The 19,064-nt window shown below is 44.1% G+C and carries 12 protein-coding genes; 1 reads left to right on the top strand and 11 read right to left on the bottom strand.

Annotated elements, in window-relative coordinates:
• Window positions 1-191: 191 nt before the first annotated feature.
• Both ACI4OH_RS01410 and ACI4OH_RS01405 read right to left on the bottom strand, forming a co-directional pair.
• Window positions 192-446: an acyltransferase family protein gene (locus ACI4OH_RS01410; RefSeq protein ID WP_439784000.1), complete on the bottom strand. Its 255-nt coding sequence runs from the start codon at window positions 444-446 to the stop codon at window positions 192-194.
• Window positions 447-523: 77 nt separating this feature from the next.
• On the bottom strand, window positions 524-4,249 hold the full coding sequence (locus ACI4OH_RS01405) for a YobI family P-loop NTPase (RefSeq protein ID WP_439783999.1): 3,726 nt from the start codon (window positions 4,247-4,249) through the stop codon (window positions 524-526).
• 201 nt (window positions 4,250-4,450) lie between these two features.
• On the opposite strand from ACI4OH_RS01405, the gene ACI4OH_RS01400 reads away from it, so the two are divergent.
• Entirely contained in the window at window positions 4,451-5,887 is a 1,437-nt protein-coding gene (locus ACI4OH_RS01400) for a flippase (protein ID WP_439783998.1), read from the top strand.
• Here ACI4OH_RS01400 and ACI4OH_RS01395 read toward each other — a convergent pair.
• The 9 genes from ACI4OH_RS01395 to ACI4OH_RS01355 all read right to left on the bottom strand — a co-directional run bounded on the left by ACI4OH_RS01395 (window position 5,884) and on the right by ACI4OH_RS01355 (window position 18,772).
• Window positions 5,884-7,806: an O-antigen ligase family protein gene (locus ACI4OH_RS01395; protein WP_439783997.1), complete on the bottom strand. Its 1,923-nt coding sequence runs from the start codon at window positions 7,804-7,806 to the stop codon at window positions 5,884-5,886. The genes ACI4OH_RS01400 and ACI4OH_RS01395 overlap by 4 nt on opposite strands.
• Before the next feature lie 19 nt (window positions 7,807-7,825).
• A complete protein-coding gene (locus ACI4OH_RS01390; protein ID WP_439783996.1) occupies window positions 7,826-8,746 on the bottom strand; it encodes a glycosyltransferase in 921 nt (306 codons plus the stop codon).
• A gap of 5 nt (window positions 8,747-8,751) precedes the next feature.
• Window positions 8,752-9,801, bottom strand: coding sequence for an NAD-dependent epimerase/dehydratase family protein (locus ACI4OH_RS01385; RefSeq protein WP_439783995.1), 1,050 nt, complete (start codon window positions 9,799-9,801; stop codon window positions 8,752-8,754).
• Between the two features lie 9 nt (window positions 9,802-9,810).
• Complete coding sequence (gene ispD / locus ACI4OH_RS01380; protein WP_439784003.1) at window positions 9,811-10,533, bottom strand: 2-C-methyl-D-erythritol 4-phosphate cytidylyltransferase; 723 nt, start codon at window positions 10,531-10,533, stop codon at window positions 9,811-9,813.
• A 6-nt stretch (window positions 10,534-10,539) separates the two neighbouring features.
• The gene (locus ACI4OH_RS01375; protein WP_439783994.1) at window positions 10,540-11,343 is read right to left on the bottom strand and encodes a LicD family protein; all 804 of its coding nucleotides are present in this window, start codon (window positions 11,341-11,343) and stop codon (window positions 10,540-10,542) included.
• 51 nt (window positions 11,344-11,394) lie between these two features.
• Window positions 11,395-12,492 (bottom strand): glycosyltransferase family 1 protein, encoded by a 1,098-nt coding sequence (locus tag ACI4OH_RS01370; RefSeq protein ID WP_439783993.1) that lies wholly within the window; start codon window positions 12,490-12,492, stop codon window positions 11,395-11,397.
• Window positions 12,493-12,528: 36 nt separating this feature from the next.
• Window positions 12,529-13,932 carry an undecaprenyl-phosphate galactose phosphotransferase WbaP gene (wbaP, locus tag ACI4OH_RS01365; RefSeq protein WP_439783992.1) on the bottom strand — a complete coding sequence of 468 codons (1,404 nt, stop codon included), beginning with the start codon at window positions 13,930-13,932 and terminating at the stop codon, window positions 12,529-12,531.
• Window positions 13,929-14,729 (bottom strand): DUF4422 domain-containing protein, encoded by an 801-nt coding sequence (locus ACI4OH_RS01360; RefSeq protein ID WP_439783991.1) that lies wholly within the window; start codon window positions 14,727-14,729, stop codon window positions 13,929-13,931. The genes wbaP and ACI4OH_RS01360 overlap by 4 nt, the downstream gene beginning before the upstream one ends.
• 107 nt (window positions 14,730-14,836) lie before the next feature.
• Window positions 14,837-18,772 carry a PolC-type DNA polymerase III gene (locus tag ACI4OH_RS01355; protein ID WP_439783990.1) on the bottom strand — a complete coding sequence of 1,312 codons (3,936 nt, stop codon included), beginning with the start codon at window positions 18,770-18,772 and terminating at the stop codon, window positions 14,837-14,839.
• Window positions 18,773-19,064 lie beyond the last annotated feature (292 nt).

Here is a 19,064-nt window from a genome sequence, read left to right as displayed (position 1 = left end):
GGTCGCAGAGCGGGAACAGCCTTGTGACAAGCGGACGTTCCAAGAGCACGATCCGTAAATAATCGATGGCCGCCCCGCAAAAGAAAACGATCAACACTGTCGAGACGGCATGCACGGGCAGCCATGCCGATGTGTAGAGGTCAGCATTATGGAACACGTGATGCCAGAGATATATGCGAAGCAGGTCGCTGTCATGCAGCAGATAGATGCCAAAGGTCGTGCTGGCAAGCAGATTGACTGACCAGCTTCCACAATTTCTTCAGCTTGAATGACGACGAAATCATGAAATAGCCCGTGATCATGACAAATATGTCAACGCCAATCTTGCCGCCGCAGGAAAAAAGCTGCAAGAACAGCTTGTTCCCGCTCATCTCCGGCGTAAAGGCCCAGCCGCCGTGCACAGCATAATGATGCATGACGATCATCAGCATCGCAACGATGCGCAAAAGCTCAATATTGCTCTTTCTTTTCTTTACTGTCTGTCTGTCTGTCTGAACAAGTATATTGTTTTTCTATCATTCCGTCAACGCCTTTTCTTTATAATCATCCGAATGCTTTTCTTCTTATCTTCCAGTTTCGAGCTTGAAATATAACCTACTTCTTCTAATCGCTTTGCTAATTTCCAATTCTTTTCTGTATAGCTGAGTCTGACATGACCGAAAGCTCCCTTTTCTACAAATCCACTATACTTACCACCAATTCGTTCAAATAAGTTATCAAAATCATCTATCGAGAGTTTATCCAGATTTTGAAGCATTAATTTCTCTATAGATTTTTCATCAAGATAGCTACAAATTTTCATAAAAATATTTTGCGGTATTTTAGACACATTCGAAGCAATATGTTTGGCAATATTTTCTGTAATATCATTGTCTGACATGCATTCAGTTATTGAATATTTATATTGATCTGTGAAAATATCTGAATCAAGTAAATGAAGTATAAATGACTCATGTGATTTAACATCAAAGTTGTTTTGTATATTTAAGAACATTTCACTATTCTTCTCAACGAAGATAAGTGCAGCATCAAAACCATTATCTGATTTTAGTAAAATTTTATCAAGATTATCAAAATTAAATACTATGGATTTATGTTTTACTAAAATCTTTAATTTGTCCATATCAACTGCATCAATAAAACCACCATCATCGTTGATATTTATTTTATCCAAAATAACATCCAGTTTTTCAGAAGATACGTACTCAGAATAAACTAGGTCTTTTATAAATTTCCATTGATCTCCGTCTTCTTGCGTAAACGATATCAATGGCAAATTAGAAACATATTTATATAAGAAGCTGATTAATGCTGGTGTAATTTTGAATTTCTCATAATACTGTTTGACATTATCCCAAAGAGGCTCTATTTTCCCACCTTCGAGTAGAGTATCCCATATTATCCGTAGAGTATCCAGATGTTCTTCCCAGGCATCTTCGTAGCAATCATAAAAATGTTCAAAATGTACTTCTATCTGCTGCTCTAAGAATATTTTGCACGTCTCTTTGCTGTCAATATTATAGTCAAGTAAAGCTACGACAGCTTGATTGGTCTCATATTTATTATCCCCAAGAAGTTCGACATTCTCCATGTAGTTACTTATATCACTGCGAATATATTTTAATAACGGTTCATATGGCATTTCTAAAATTGTTGTATAATATTTTTTACCTATATCATCGGGTATATTCCCTTTAACATGTTTAGCAATCAATTGTATCATCTCGGGTCTTAGCTCATACATATTATGAGAAAAAATATGATTTAATAACTGATTATTGACCCCGACATCATCCAGAGATTCAAATTTGATATTTAGAGCGTCTAACTTAGCAACAGTCGAATCAAAAGGTAGTTCTGAAAGTTTTTTTAAGATGTCACCTTGTGATGAAATATACTTAGAAACTTCTCCTTTATCATCCATTTTTTCTAAATCTGAGAGTGATGCATATTCAAATACGTCTATTAGATATTCCCTTTTACGGATATCTGGTATACTTTCTAAAAGAATAACGTGTACTAAATTTGGACACCGTTCGGATAATAACGAAAAAAGCCTTGGCTTATATTGTGAAACATCTATATATGAATCCAGAAAATTCCATTGGTCACTCTGGAGAAGAGACAGCTTATCAATAAACGCATTTATTTTATCAATAGTCTTATTACTTTGATCAGATAATGATAGCAAAGAATCTATTAACTTGAAATTATATACCGAGGTACTTTTGAAATCAGCTACATTAAGCCGCTCAATAATCTTTATTGGATTATCTAGGGCTTCTTCTTTTCTTACTTTTTCTCTATCCTTCACGGATAATATGAAATTCTTATCCCGAACAGAAATACTGTTAGCCTGAAAATAGTTAATATAATCTGCATATCTTTCATTCAAATAGCCATTTCTCAATAAAAATACCAAAAATTTATTTTCCCTTACTTGCAGTGGCAAACCTTCAATTCCATATTTCTCGATTATATCTTGCAATGAACTGTTTAGTAATTTTATTTTGTCTTTTTTCTTGCATTCTATTGATTTTTCCATTTCTTCGATATCTTTATTATTCTTTTTATGTAAAATTTCAATTCTTTTTATGTATTTATCTATACTCTTGTAGTCGAAAAATGTATGTTTCCAGTCTGGGGATCCATTATTGTGGATGTAATGGATCTGTATATTATTATTGGTTGAATGAAAGTTATCAAAATTAAAATCATCTTTCAGTATTTCACCCATGTTATGGCCATTTACTGAATATGCTATTCCTTCTCCATTTGATAAATGGTTTAACATGGCCAACTTAATTTCCTTTATGCTGATCAGTTCCTCATCATCAATATTTTGAAGTATATTATTACATTTTTCTATTTCATTATCTATTTGATTCATAGCTTCTTTTATACAATCTGATTTTGATAAAAAAGCCTGCTTTATGATACCAGTTTCTTTCTCTATATCCGAAAAATCCTTAGGATATAAATTTTTAAAAATTACGATAGACATCATTTTCTCAGGATCAAGATTTAAGCCATCTTTTTCCAGAGTTTTACGATAAAGATAAAATTCATTAAATATATTTTGCAACACACGCATATCATCAATATAAGGAGATATGTCATTAATATATTCTTCTGATAAATCGTTTTCCAAATTATTATCTTTTGTCCACTGAAGAAATATTTCATTTGAATTTGTTGAATTTATTACCGGAATCACAGGAATAATATAATCAAAAAACTTCGTACGGTCTTGGCTTGTAAATATGTCATCCCGAACGGCATATACAAAACAAATTTTCCGATTTATTCCATCATAATTATTCAAGAGTTCGTTTAATTGTCGCAGCTCTACAAATATTTTATTCTTATGTAATCGATCTAAGTCTTCAAAGAAAATAATATCATATTTTGTTTGCTCGAAAAAATATAATATTTCATCCAAATTATTATCAAATATAGAATTATCTTCAGAATTATTATTCTCTATCTCTATCGGATCAAACTTTAATTTTTTCATTTTAGCATGAGACATATAATATCTAGAAATATAAGACATTACCCATTCAAAATAAACTGTTATTAGTATCATTAATGCTAATGATACTTGCCAATTAAAATTAAATTTGTTGCCAGCTAATAAAATAGAATTCCAAGCATTATCAAATATTTTAGGAAAAAATACAAATACGAATAATACAACAAACAGGGATAACAACAAAAATATCATTAATCTAGATGATATTGATATATCTCGTATTTTCTGAAATCGACTTTGAGGAATTTTCTTCCAGCTTACCTTATAGAATAGTTGCTTTAATATCCATTCTTCGATTTTATTTTCTTGAAAATCGATACGTTGATTATTTCCTATCTGTATCTTTTCTTCATTTTTATCGTTTACTTGTTCTTCCTTTATTCCCAATTCATGTTCGATATTTTCTATAAAAGTAGCCATTGATATCTTCAATGTATGTAAATGTAGATTATGGCATATAAAGGTTTCAATAATACTGCTTTTACCAGAGCCATACGGTCCTGCTAAAGCAATATTCTTTATATTATCCTGTCTAATAGCCCAATATAACGATTTAAAATACTCACTATTATCATAATCCAAATCGTCCCTTGGTGCCAAATCCTGATATACTGAAGTACAATTTTCTCTATGATAATAATTTTCCCATTGATGATAAAAACATTGAATGATTGCATTGATTTTATCTTTTATGATCTGATAAGAAATGTACATATACGTATATCTCCATTTTATAATTTTCCTGCTAACATATAATTCGACTGTAACAATTTTATTATATGCAAAATATCATCATCACGCAACCATTAAATAATCCGTCTATATATGTCTGATGATAAGCTTTCTCTTCTTGCCCATTCTTCATAAATATGATATATATAGTATATATTTACAACCAGATTAGGAGAAAATCAGATGTCAAAAAGTGTCTCGAAGAACTATATCTACAACGTCAGCTATCAGCTCTTGCTACTCATCACGCCTTTTGTTACAACACCGTATCTGTCGCGCGTACTGGAGCCGGCTGGTATTGGTACATACAGCTATACCTACTCCATTGTATCGTATTTCATTCTGCTGGCCTCTCTCGGCGTTGCAGACTACGCGCAGCGCGAGATTGCCTATCATCAGGACAATCCGCATATGCAGAGTCGGACGTTTTATGAAGTCAATCTGATCCGCTGTTTGCTGGTCGGATTAAGCCTCTTTCTTTACTATATGGTTGTATCCAGCTTCTCTGGTGATCACATCATCTACTGGTATCAGGCACTGAATATCATTGCCGTACTCTTTGACATCTCCTGGTTCTTCCAGGGTCTTGAAGAGTTCGGCAAGATTGTGTTGCGCAATTTTGTCATCAAGATCATCAGCATCATCATGATCTTCGTCCTGATTCACACACCGGAAGACCTCAATAAATATGTCTGCTTAATCGGCATGATGAACATCCTCTCCGGACTCTCCATATGGCTCTATCTGCTGAAATACCTGCATCCGGTCAAATTGCAGGAAATCAAGCCTTTCCGCAACTTCTTCATCATCGTCCAGATGTTCCTGCCGCAGGTCGCCATTCAGGTTTATACCGTTCTCGACAAGACAATGATTGGCGTCATGACTGGCTCCCCTCTGGAAAACGGCTATTACGAGCAGGCTGAAAAGGTCGTAAAGCTCTCCCTGACCATCGTAACATCCCTTGGCACGGTCATGCTGCCCCGCATTGCTTATGCCTATGCTCATAACGAGATCGAGACGATCAAGACATATATGATGCGCTCCTACCGATTTGTCTGGTTCCTGACCATTCCCATGTTCTGCGGCTTTATCGCCATCAGCTACAACTTCGTGCCATGGTTCTTCGGACCGGGCTACGACAAAGTCATACCACTTATGCAGATTCTCAGCGGCCTTGTCATCGCCATCGGTCTCAGCAACGTCACCGGCATCCAATACATGGTGCCGACAAACCAGCAGAACAAACTGACGATCACCGTTGTCTGCGGCGCTGTCGTCAACTTCCTGCTCAATCTCTTCTTGATTCCTATGTACCAGTCTATTGGTGCTTCCATTGCCTCTCTAATCGCTGAAATCACCGTCACAGCCGTTCAATTCTATCTTGTCCGCAGCGTCTTCTCCATCGCAGAAATCAGCCGTCTTGCCCTCAAATACTTGCCCAGCGGCCTTATCATGCTTGCCATCACATGGCTACTAAGTATGTACCTGGCTCCCAGTATCCTGCATACGCTCATAATAATAGCAGCAGGCTGCCTTATTTATGGCGGCAACCTGCTGCTCCAAAAAGATCCTATGATTGATATGGCTATCACAAAAGTACGCGAGAAATTACATCGTTAATTTCTATCCTTACACCCTAGCGTTCCGTAATAGCCAAGTAAGACACCAAGTAACAGCCAATAAATATAAAGCTGTGTGGAATTACCACCAACGAAGGAAACCATCAGGCCAAAATAACTGATCCCAAAAATTGCAATATACATATATTCTTGAGATTTGGCCTTTAACCAATAGACTCTTTTTTTGAATAAAAGAAACAAGCCATAAAAAGACGGCAGTAAAAACAAGACGAAACCAACAATTCCATAGCTAGCAAACTGGTGTGTATAATCGCTGATGATTGGAAAACCGGATTTTAAGAATCCTTTCGTTTGCTGATATGTAATCCACAACTGAATCTCTCTGTTTTTTAACAGCCATTCCGGAAGATATGAAACAAAATATGCTTGCTTTAAATCCTGTCCACCTACCCCAAGGATGGGATGATCACGACCGATTAACGTTTCCACATACATAAGCCCGTATCGCTGCTGATTACTGCCCTCTGTCTTGGATGTCAAAGCAGTCATCTTATTGTCTTTTACAGTAGATTCACCTTTATCAAGCCAATGGTCCTGATCCCAGCGTAAAGAAAATTTCGATGCGCCTTGGCCTGCAAGCCTTACGTCACTTTGAAAATCATTATTTGCCGCCAGTTCCATTACGACATTCGGATAATCATCCCTGCTAATTGGTTCAGGGAGTTTGACCGTAACAATGCAGCTCTGTCGTGGAAAAAGTGTCGTATCTAATGGGATATCGATTCTGCCACATTCATCCTGCCAATCATCCGTGAACCAAGCACTTGTAAGATTAATACCCGTCCTTTTTTCCCAAACAGTATCACTCTTATTCGTTATCTTTAAGGTCACAGTATTATCTGACTCGATAGAGAGTAAATCGTAGTCAACGGCATAACGATGTTGGAAAATCCAATTCAAACCTATGCCGACACTACATAAAATCATGAGCCCCACTAATGGCCAACAGAGTTGCTTGAGTGACAAATGAGTTCTACGTAAGTAAATAAATACGATAGCTGCCAATCCTTCAGCCAGCAGAATTCCCATGGCAGTTTTACTGTTCGTGCCCCACATCATAAAAAGCTGGATGGCAAACAAAATTTTCCAAAACCATTTTTTTGTTTTAGCTTTGTATATCTGTGCATAAAGGACAGGAATTGAGACAGTCAAATAAAGTGCCATATAAGCTGGCTCAGCAAACATCGAGCGTACTCTATTGCCACCTAACAACGGCGGCCACCATCCATGAGCGATACCAACATCATAAATCAGAGGATTAATATGTGCTAAAACCACCATCGCATCATAACTACCCAGAAGGTACATGAATTCAACAATAGAATATAGAACGCAAATAATTGCGCTACCTAATATACCGTAACGAAATGCCCTAAGAGGTTTTTCTCTATTTTGATAGAATAATGCGATGATCCAAATCACTACACCATAAGTTGCGCAATATCCTAAGACATGCGTCAGAATAAGTTTTACTAACCACCAAACATGCCCAACAGACAGCATATCTATGGCAATGCCCTTATCGGCTAAACGAGAGACTACAAATCCCAGTTTGTTAAATCGATTTGCAGATATTTCCTGCCATGCTGGAAAAATATACAATCCATGTACCAAAGAAATAATTTGCCATAAAAGACAAATAAGAAGAAAGAGAACACATATCTTTGGAATAAAAACTTTTCTTTGCTTTACACATTGATATATGAAAAAAAGCATTCCAATTAAGACAGGATAAATTGATAATTTTCCCCCCATACTCCCCATAAGAGATAGTGAAAAAGTCTGGTGTATTTTATGAAATGGTAAGAAAAATACGGCTAATCCTAAAGTGATACATTGCCAATCATAAACTGAAATATGTCTAAAATATTGTGCAAATTTATACATTGTTTTATCCATCACCTGCTTTTAAGAAATTTTATGGTTTCCACCCAGGTTTATATAGGTTATGTTTTCCTACATATCCTAATAAACTATCTTTTATGGCAGAAAATCGGACTTTCATCTCTTTTAATGATTTCCCTTTTAATGGTATTAATAGGGTCTTGCAAGCCAAAGTAAAGATTATAAATGGATAATGAGTCGGGAAATGTCTTTTAAAAAAATTTAAGCTATTGCGATATCCGTAATACGATTTCCAGCTTAAGCCATTGTGCGTATCATCTACATCATGAACGATCTCATACTTAGGAATACAGATTACTTTTCCAGTTTTACTAAGTCTAAAAATATGCTCTATATCATCATGCCATATAAAATTATCCTTATTTACTAACCCTGCTTGTTTTAATTTTTCCTTATTAAGAAGAATGCCTACATACGATACAAAATCAGGATAAAATTCATCCTTTTGATAAGACTCAGGAGGTACAGCAGTATAAAAATCAACTGCCCATTTGGATTTCCATATTCCTCTATGAAAGTTTATGTAAGAATTACGCTGCTTTACTTTTCCACATATGACGGCAATTTTTTGATTATCATGAGTATCAATATATTGCTGCATTCCCTCTAAGTAATCATTTTGCGGATAAGCATCATCATCAGCTATCATAATCCAAGAAGCATCCATTTTAAGTGCTTCCTGTTCTCCTAAATAAAACCCTCCACTTCCACCAATATTAGTTGGCGAAGTCACTACTACCTTTTTAAAGCCCTCGTCAATATGTTTCCATTCTTCAAGATATTCATCAGTTCCATCTGTAGAAGCATTATTAACTACAATTATATAAAGGGGTAATACTTTTTGCGTAGCATAACTACTCAAAGTTTTTCTTAACTTTTCGAGTCTGTTAAAGGTAACTATAACACAGCCTATATTAGATTTTTTATTAATCATAAAATTTACATCCCCATTGCTGACATCATGCGCAGGTACATCTCTTTCAAATTTTTTGTCGGTTCCCATTCCAATTTTTTTAGCTTATTTACATCCAAATGTAAGTGATGAGGGGGGGGGAATTTAAAGTTATTATCCGTTACGTTTTGTGGCAGCTGAACCTTGATCCTATTTTCGGCGATTTCCGTTGCTACGAGCTTCGCCATTTCTGTTATGCTGCAGTATGTCGCAGGATTGCCGGCATTATAGGCTTCTCCCGACTCACCCGTGAGAAGGACCGTCAGGATTGCTGTGACTGCATCGGCAGTATACAGATACTCTCTCTTGCTGGTACCAGTCGTCTGCAAGACAATATCATGCCCTTCCATAGCATCTCGGGCGAATTCAGCGAAGACGCGTCGATCATCTCTTAAAACGCCGGGACCAAAGGTTTGAGCCAGACGAACAACTTTTGCCGGAACGTCATATTCCTGATGATGACTGGCACAGAGATTTTCGCAAAGGCGTTTTGCTATTGGATAACAGCTCCGAACGACCATAGAATCCAGCGTGCATCCCTGAGATTCCGGAATCAACGTATCTTCATGTGGTGCACCATAAACTTCCATGCTGGAAAGGTAGACAATGCTTTCGACCTTTTTCTCTCTGGCAAGCTCCAGCATGTTCTCTGTACCATGTACAGCAATCTGAATGGTCTCAACTGGATGCTCCACAAAGAACAGGCTGGCCGTAGGGCTGGCTCCATGAACGATATAGTCCACCGATTCCGTAATCTGCGGCAAAGACTCTACACTGCCAAGAATAAACTTAAGATGCTGTTTTTCCTGTCCCAGCATCTTTTCTGCTTTATCGTGATTGCGTACCAATGCCAGAATGCAGAGATTCAGATCTTTTTTCTGGTCAGCATACAGCAATGCTTTAATCAATGTAGAACCAATCAATCCCGTACCACCGGTCACGAGGATGGTCTTATTGCGAAGCTTTTCCCACTGAATGCTCTCTGTCCGGCAGATAGCATTCAAATCTTCTTCCAGCACTTTATGTTTCATATCCATATTCGTTCCTCACAAGCCCAAAATCTGCAAATTCTCTTTTGCATCCATAATCGCCCGGAAAATATAAAAATCCGACGGCGTGGTGATCTTGATATTTTCTGCAGGACCTTCCACTGTATATAAGGAATATCCATAATGCTGCATCAGGCTGGCTGAATCAATGAAATCGAATAATTCTTCCTGACGAGCTTTTTCATGAGCCTCATAGATATCCTGAAGTTTAAAGCACTGCGGAGCCTTAGCCATTTCGCATTTCGAACGTTCGAATATCTGCCCCACGCAATTTGTATCTTTATTCTTCAAGAAAATCGTTTCAATAGCAGGAGATACCGTTATGGCATTGCCATGTTCCTGTGCCGTTTTGATACAGTCCGTAATGATTTCATCGTTAATCAAAGGCCGGACACCATCATGAATCAATACGACATTATCCCCACCATATAGCTGCTCAGCTGCTCGAACACCATGATAAATTGACTCCTGGCCGTTTTTTCCACCTGGAACAATCTTGCTGACTTTCTTGATGCCGAATTTCTTTAACAAATCTTCCGCATATTCAATCCAGCCCGCTAAACAGACTAAGACGATATGATCAATCATCGGATGGTTTTCGAAGTTCTCTAATGTATAAATCAAAACCGGTTTTCCATGCATTTCTAGGAACTGCTTCGGCTTTGACTTTGTGTTCATCCTTTTGCCGGTTCCGCCGGCAAAGATAACTGCTATATTCATCAATCTTCAATCCTTCACATATACTTCCATATCGTGTGTCTGCCGCTTCTCTACAGGTGGCAGCTGCATATAGTCATGATATAGACCACGCAAGTATGAATCCCAACAGGAGAATGTAGGAAATTGATGTCCTTCGAATTCTACCATAACCTGTTTTTCAAACTCGCTTTTCAGCATGCGTTCACCAACACCATAAAGCCCCCAAGTGATGGCGCCAACATATTGATAGTTTTGATAAGGATATTGACGAGCAATATCTTCAATCTTTTTAACGCAGCGGCTTTTTCCATAGAGATTAGATAAAGGTTTTAATATATATTTACCATACTTATGGAATGTGGTTTTCCCTTCTCCTAGTTTTGCATCTGCTATTAAATAGATACGTCGATAAAAATCGCACTTTTTATAAATTTTTTCTACATCGGATATGGATTCAGGTAACCCATCGACAGGAAAAATATCAATCCAAAGTTGACTATTGATTTCATCAGTCGTATATTGAGCGCTAATCTGTGTATTCGTATCTACTAGTTTTGCAAAAGGAGCCGTAAAATTACCTAATCGCATTGCTCTCAGGCAATACTGTTGATGATCATTGGAATATATGTCGATCATTTTTTCATAATCCGGCCGAGGCATGCAAACATCTATATCGTCATCCCAAGGGATAAATCCATGGTGACGAATAGCCCCCAAAAGCGTTCCTCCACTTAGATAAAAACGCAAGTTATTTTTTTTACAAAACTCCTGAAGTGACAGCAATATTTTTAACTCATATTCTTTAATATCTTTACTACTTAATTTTTTCATAATTAGTCCCGTAAAACACAGTTGAATACTCAAGATCTTAACTCATCAAATTTAGGTATATAAACGTTCTATCCTCTTTATTTCAGCATATGAATCATATCCAGCTCTCCGCAGTGCTTCCGTCTGATCTTTGCGCACTACGCCTTTTTTCTCCAATACACACTCAGCCCAGCTTTCTGCTGAGTCCGATAATGGTTTATATGTAAAGTCACAAGAGACTTTTGTCTCTTGTGGCAGGGCTTCCGAGCATACGCACGGAAGCCCTGCCATCTGCGCTTCGATGGCAACAATGCACAAACCTTCGAAACGCGATGGCAGGACCATGACATCCATCGCTTGATAGAATGACGATATATCGGCCTGCTGCCCCAGGAATTTGACCTTATCCGATAAATTAAGAGTCTTTACCTTTTCCTCAATCTGGGGGCGGTCCGGCCCATCTCCTATCAACAACAAAAGACTTTTAGGATTTAACCTGCACACCTGATCAAACACATCAATTAGAAACTCATGATTCTTTTGGTAGGTAAAACGCCCAACATGGCCGACAACATAGCAGTCGTCCGGAATGCCCAATTTGCTTCTTGTCTGCTGACGAACTGTACTATCAAAGCGAAACCGTGCTAGATCTATCGCATTATACATGACGCGATGCTTTTTTTTCTTCAACAGCCCGTGGGGATACATCCATTGTGCTGCCAATTCTGAACATGCCAAATAATCCGTAGCAAGCAGCGGAAGAAGATGTTTGCCCAGCTTATGCAGGCATATTTTTACCTGTCTGACAAGATACGATGGCGTATCCAGGCCAGTGCTATGCGAATGAATGATAATCCTCGGGAAGCCGGCTAACTTAGCTGCCACAATCGGTACGATATTGGCATATGACATATGAAAATGAATGATTTTGTAACCATTTTCATCGCGAATGTCTTTTAGCTTCTTATAGTATTGATAAAATTTCGTCGGATGCGGAAATTTGTATATTTTACCGCCTAAACTGGTGACTTCATCCTGAAAGTCAAGATGATCGTCATACGTGATAAAATCGAACTGGAATTTACTCTTATCGATTCGACGATAGTTGTTAAGAATATATCCCGTTAAGCCGCCTTTGTCATTGGCAACAGTTGCCTGCAAAACTCGCATCTATTTTACCTTTCCTATCCTGAATTCGATAACGTATCAATACGCTCCCTTGCCGCAGAACACCGCCTTAACGGTCTTAAACAGATACATCAAATCCACCCAAAGAGACCAGTTATGCACGTACCAGGTATCCATAGCGACACGCTCTTCGTAGGTGGTGTCGCTGCGGCCGCTGGCCTGCCACATGCCGGTGATGCCGGGCAGGACCATGCTGTACTCGCGGAAGTTGTCGCCGTAGCGCTCGATTTCTTTGGTGACAATCGGGCGCGGACCGACGAGGCTCATGTCGCCCTTGATGACGTTCCATAGCTGCGGCAGCTCGTCGAGGCTGGTCTTTCTGAGGAACGCACCGAGCTTCGTGACGCGCGGGTCGTGCTCGAGCTTGAAGTTCTCTTCCCACTCTTTGCGGGCTGCGGGATTTTCCTTGAGGTATTTCTCGAGGGCTTCCTGCGCATTTGGAATCATCGTCTGGAACTTGTAGCACGGGAACAGCACGCCGTTTTTGCCGACACGCTGATGCGCAAAAATCACATGGCCTTTGTTGTTGATGGCCACGATGATAGTCAGGACGATGAGAATCGGCGAAATCAGAATGCTACCGCAAATGGTGCAGACAAGGTCGAAGACGCGTTTGACAAAGCGGTTCCAGCGGCTCGCGAGGTTGTTCTTCATCGTGAGCATGAGGATCTCTTCGCTGAACAGGACCTGGGCTTCGACACCGGCCATTGGGGTGCCGATGAGGTCCGGGACGCAGGAGATGTTGCGCACATACGGCTGAATCTGTTCAATGAGGTGCTGCAATTGCTCTTTCTTGAGTCCCGGTGCCGTGATAATGACGTCCTGAATGCCGGAGTCGCGGACAATGGCTTCGGCCTCGTCAAATCTGCCGTAGAGCAGGAATTTCTCGGAGACTTTTTTCGAAATCGGATGGTCGTCGATGATGCCCGTGATGTCATAGCGGTAGCCAAGGTCCATGCGGAAAAAGCGCAGGACGCGCTCCGCCGTCTTGCCCGCGCCGATGAGGATTACAGGCGTGTAGAGCAGATGGGCCTTTTTGAGGAAGAGCCTCAGGGCGTAACGCAGGCCAAAGACCGTGAAGATCACGAAGATGCTGAACAGGCCGACGTAGAGGCGCGAGACGACGACACTTTCCTTGAAAAAATACAAAAGCGCAATGCAGGCCACGATGCCGTAGAGCAGTGCGTAGAAGATTTTCTTCGAGGAATCCAGCAGCGACTGCATCTTGGTATAGACCTGCGACTGCGCTAAAAAGACGAGAAAGACAACCGGAACCCAGAAGTAGATGTAGCCAGAGCCGATGTGGTACGTGACGGTCAGGTTGCGCACCCAGAGGGCCAGTTTCTCCGCTAAGAGAATGGCCAGATAGTCGGTGGCAAGGAACAGGAGCGGCGCGACGTAACGTGGATACTGCTGCTTCAACTCTTTGCCTCCTTGTGCTTTTGGCTGCCCCACTCGGGGATGAATTTCCGTTTGAGGAAGATGCCGCCTTTCTTGAGCCAGTTCTGCGGCTCAAGGAAGGAGACATTCTGCTCAACGTAGTCGATGTGATTGTGTTCGAGCCAGACGTCAAGAAGCCTCTCGGAAACGAAGCCGAAGATGCGTGACTCATAGGTGTTCCAGCCCGTGATGTCGACGCGTTTTTCGAGCTCACCGAGGATGGCGAAAAGCCAGCTGCAGTAGGCGTCGAAGAGGTCGCGGCGCATGACGAACATGTTGAACATATGGGCCCAGGTACGGTTCATGACGGTCTTAAAGGCCTCGTCGTACTCGGGACACTGTTCGTGGATGATGGTCTCGGCGAGGTCGAGGCCGTCCGTGTGATGGGCATGGTTGTAGTGGGAGCGGTTTGTCTCGATGTAGTAGCGGCGTTTGCCCGGCACGATGACAGGAGCCTGCTGCAGAAGCTGCTCAAAGTCAGCCTGCGTCAGGACCTGTGCCTTGCGTTTCTCGACATGATGCACTTCATGGCGCGTAAAATAGCGGCGATAGTGCACAAGGCCGAGGTACTCGACGTCTTTGGGCATGTTTTTCCACGCCCAGTAAAGGCCCGTGAGCTCGCAGTAGTGCGGGTTCTTCGCGCTGATGTTGTCGCCGGTGTCGTCGCCCTGAAAGCCAAGGTCGGCCTTCCCCTTATGGCCGACATGAAGCGGAAGATAGCAGTCATCCGCCGGCATCCAGTAGGGCTTGTGCACCGCTACAAGAATCCTGATATTCAAAAGACAATTCCCCCTGTGTCCCCTAAATTGTTTCGTGTATGTCAAATATATATCATTATATAGCTATTTGCGAGAATTGACAAGGACATCCGACACACTTATCCCCCTCAGCTGAACAGGGCGATCTGGTCGCTTTCGCTCATGCCGTCAAGGCAGCCGTGGTTTCTTAGGATTTCGACGTTGGTTTTGGAGATGCCGGAGCGGCGGCGGAGGTCTTCAATGGAGGTGAAGGAGCCTTCTTTGCGGGCTTCGACGATGCCCTGCGCGGCTTTCTGGCCCATGCCGGCAAGGGAGGCAATCGGCGGCAGCAGGGCGTTGCCGTCGATGATGAATTTCGTAGAATCCGAGCGGTAGAGGTCGACGTATTCGCAGGTGAAGCCGCGCAGGAACATTTCCCATGCGAGCTGCAGGACGATGAGCGTCGCGTTCTGCTTGGCGTCAAGTTTTTTTTCTTTTGCCATGGCTTCGAGGTTCCTTATTTGCTCCCCTACGTAGTCCTTGCCGCGCGCGATGACGTTGGCGTCGAATTCGGCGGCGCGGATGGAGAAATACGCGGCGTAGTACGCGAGCGGATAATGGACCTTGCAGTAGGCAATGCGGTAGGCCATCATGACATAGGCCGTCGCGTGGGCGCGCGGGAAGAGGTATTTGATTTTCTGGCACGATTCGATGAACCACTCGGGGATGCCGCCCTTGCGGAGGATTTCGACGACCTCCGGCGCGATGCCCCTGCCCTTGCGGACTTTTTCCATCGTCTTGAAGGAAAGCAGCGGGTCGATGCCGTTGTGGATGAGGTACATCATGATGTCATCGCGCGCGGAGATGGCGTTTTTGATGGTGCACTGACCGCTTCGGATCAGGTCCTGCGCGTTGCCGAGCCAGACGTCCGTGCCGTGCGAGAATCCTGAAATGCGCACAAGGTCGGAGAAAACGTCCGGCTGCGTGTCGTCGATCATCTGGCGCGTAAACGGCGTGCGGAACTCCGGAATGCCGAAGGTGCCGCTCGTCGCGCCGAGCTCTTCGGGTGTGACGCCGAGGGCCCGCGTGGAATTGAAAATCGACATCGTCGCGACGTCGTCAAACGGAATCGTCTTCGGGTCGCGGTGCGTGAGGTCTTCGAGCATCTTGATGACGGTCGGGTCATCGTGGCCGAGGATGTCGAGCTTGACGAGTCGGCTGCTGATGGAGTGATAATCGAAGTGGGTCGTGATGGTGCCGCAGTTCATGTCGTTGGCCGGGTGCTGAATCGGCGTGAAGAAGTGGACGTCCATGTTGCGCGGCACGACCATGATGCCGGCCGGATGCTGGCCCGTCGTCGATTTGACGCCCATGCAGCCATGGGCCATTTTATCAATGTAGGAAATGTGCTTCTTGACGCCCTTTTCCTCGAAGAATTTCTTGACGTAGCCAAACGCCGTCTTGTCGGCGACGGTCTGGATGGAGCCTGCTCTATAGACGTTGTCCTTGCCAAAGAGGATTTCCGTGTATTTGTGGGCAACTGGCTGATAGGCACCCGAGAAGTTCAGGTCGATATCCGGGACTTTGTCGCCGTCGAAGCCGAGGAAGACGGCAAACGGGATGTCGTGGCCGTCTTTGATAAGAGGTTCGCCGCAGACTGGGCATACTTTGTCGGGAAGGTCGTAGCCGCAGCCGTAGGAGCCGTCCGTGATGAATTTGCTGTACTGGCATTTCGGGCAGCGCCAGTGCGGCGGCAGCGGGTTGACCTCGGTGATGCCCGTCATCGTCGCGATGAAGGACGAGCCGACGGAACCACGCGAGCCAACGAGGTAGCCGTCGTCGTTGGATTTCTTGACGAGGCGCTGCGCGATGAGGTACAGCACGGAGAAGCCATGTGCGATGATCGGCTTTAATTCCTGCTTGAGGCGGTCTTCGACGATTTTCGGCAGGTTTTCGCCGTACATCTCGCGGGCTTTTTTGTAGGACATCTCGCGGATCTCGTCGTCGGCGCCCGGAATCTGCGGCGAGTAAAGGTCGTCCGGAATCGGCTTGAAGCGCTCGATCTGGTCGGCGATTTTGCGCGGATTCGTCACGACGGCCTCGTAGGCCGCTTCTTCGCCGAGATACGAGAATTCTGCCAGCATCTCGTCCGTCGTGCGCAGATAAAGCGGCGGCTGTTTCTCGGCGTCGTCAAAACCCTTGCCTTTCATGAGAATTGCGCGGTAGATGCTGTCCTCCGGGTTCAGAAAGTGCACGTCGCAGGTCGCGACGAGGGGCTTGCCGAGTTTTTTCGCGATTTCGGCGACTTTGAGGTTGATGTTGATGAGGTCTTCGTCGGTCTGGATGTCCGGGTATTTGTCGCTGCGTTTTAAAAAGTCGTTGTTGTGAATCGGCTGGATTTCGAGGTAGTCGTAGAACGAGGCGATTTTTAAGAGGTCCTCGTCAGGGCGCTGTTCCTCGATGGCGCGGATGAGTTCGCCGGCTTCGCAGGCCGAGCCGATGAGCAAACCTTCACGGTATTCCTCGATGATGTGCTTCGGCAGTCTCGGCTGACGGTGGAAATACTTGAGGTGTGCGAGGGATACGAGCTGGTAGAGGTTCCTGAGGCCGTTCGGGGTTTTCGCGAGCATGATGATGTGGTTTGCGCGTTTCTGCAGCGGGTCGCTCTGGACAAGATAGCCTTCCATGCCGTAGATGACCTTGAGGTCCGTCTTGCAGTCCTTGAGGGCCTTGGCAGCGTCCGGGAAAGCCTGCACGACGCCGTGGTCCGTGACGGCCACGGCCGGCCAGCCCCAGCGGTCGGCGGTCTTAATGAGGTTTTTGACGGAGACGACGGCGTCCATGCTACTCATCGTCGTGTGGGCGTGGAGTTCAACGCGTTTGACTTCCGCGTGGTCTTCGCGCGGCTTGACTTCTTTCTTCGTCATGCTGTCGATGAAGAGGACGTATTCGTTCATATACGTATCGAAGCGGACGTCGCCGTGGGCGCACACGCGCATGCCCTCTTTGAGCTGCCCCATGATGGTGTCGTAGTCTTCCTGAACGGCGCCTCTGCCGCGTCTTTTCATGAAGAATTTCTTGCAGGCGATGCCGTTCGTGTCGTCGGAGATACAGAACGTCAGGAGCTTCGTGCCCGTCTTGAACTCGATGGTCCTGAGGCCCGAGCCCGGACCCTCGCCGATTGTGCCCTCGATGATGACATTCTTCGTCTCGCCCGAAAGCTCGTCGATCTTGTGGAATTTGCCGGACATGCCCTTGCCGAAGATGAGGTCGCCGTGATTCGGCACAATGATCGGGCCGTTTTCGGGCAGCTTCGACTTTTTGGCCGTTTTCTTGGGCTTGCCGACTTTTGTCTGCGGGGCTTTGGCGGCGTTTGCGGCCTTCGGAGCCGGCGCGTTTTGAGCAGTTTCCTTCCTATTATATACAGGCGCAGGCACGCCTTCCATTTCGTCCGGCGTGATGGCCGAGTAGTCTTCCTCGGCAGCCTCTTCTTTTTCGCGCTGCTTCTTGACGCGGCGCAGGGCTTCGCAGTAGTCGGGGTCGCTGAAGGATTCGTCGACTTCGAGATTCTGCAGGACTTCCTCGCTGGCCTCGCATTCGACGCGGCAGCGGTAGCCGAGTTTCTGTTCGATAAGGCCGCTCATGACCTGCGTGACCGAGTGCGCGCGCATGATTTCGCCGCCGAGCTCGCCCGGCACGTCGATGACAATGTGCGCGCCGTCGACCGTGTATTTTGAGCGCTTTAAAAGCTCATAGACGGTCGGATTGCCCTCTGAGGTCTCGTAGACAAGGCGGTTCCAGATTTTGCCGAGGGCGTCTTCGACGTTCACGACGTCCTGATAGAAGACACACGAAGAGAGCTGGCACTTCTCTGCAATCTGGTCCGCGGCGTTTTTGAGGAGTTCCTCGGGGATATACGTCTGCGTCATCAGCGCGATTTCCCAGCTGTTCGTGTGCGTGCAGACCTCCACATGGCGGATCGTCGCGGCCTTCAAGAGGGCTTTCTCCCCCTCTTCAAGGCGCATCCCCTGCACCAGCTGCCAGAACATATTCTTCTGACTCGGAATAATCCGGAACTTCTGCATCTGCGGCCATCCTTTCTAAGTGTCTTCGTGTCATAGTATAGAGAAAACCGGCACTGCGGTGCCGGCATAAAATTCATTGCTACTCTATTATATTGGAAAAGGCATTTGACTGCAATAGCCAAATGCCTTTTCTACAGGTGTTGTTTGTCACTTCATCTGCAAATGGCTGGACAGGGACTAACTGACAGCCAACCCGCGGAACGTGTCGCCCTGCTATAAAGGCAAAATGACATAGAAAGCCCCCAGAATGGCCGTTCTGGGGGCTTTCGTGCGTCGCATGGACGACTTATAT

It is taken from the genome of Mitsuokella apri (assembly GCF_051886055.1).
Lineage (GTDB): Bacteria > Bacillota > Negativicutes > Selenomonadales > Selenomonadaceae > Mitsuokella.
Note: the sequence above shows the minus strand (reverse complement) of the source record. Positions and strands in the feature narration are given on the sequence as shown.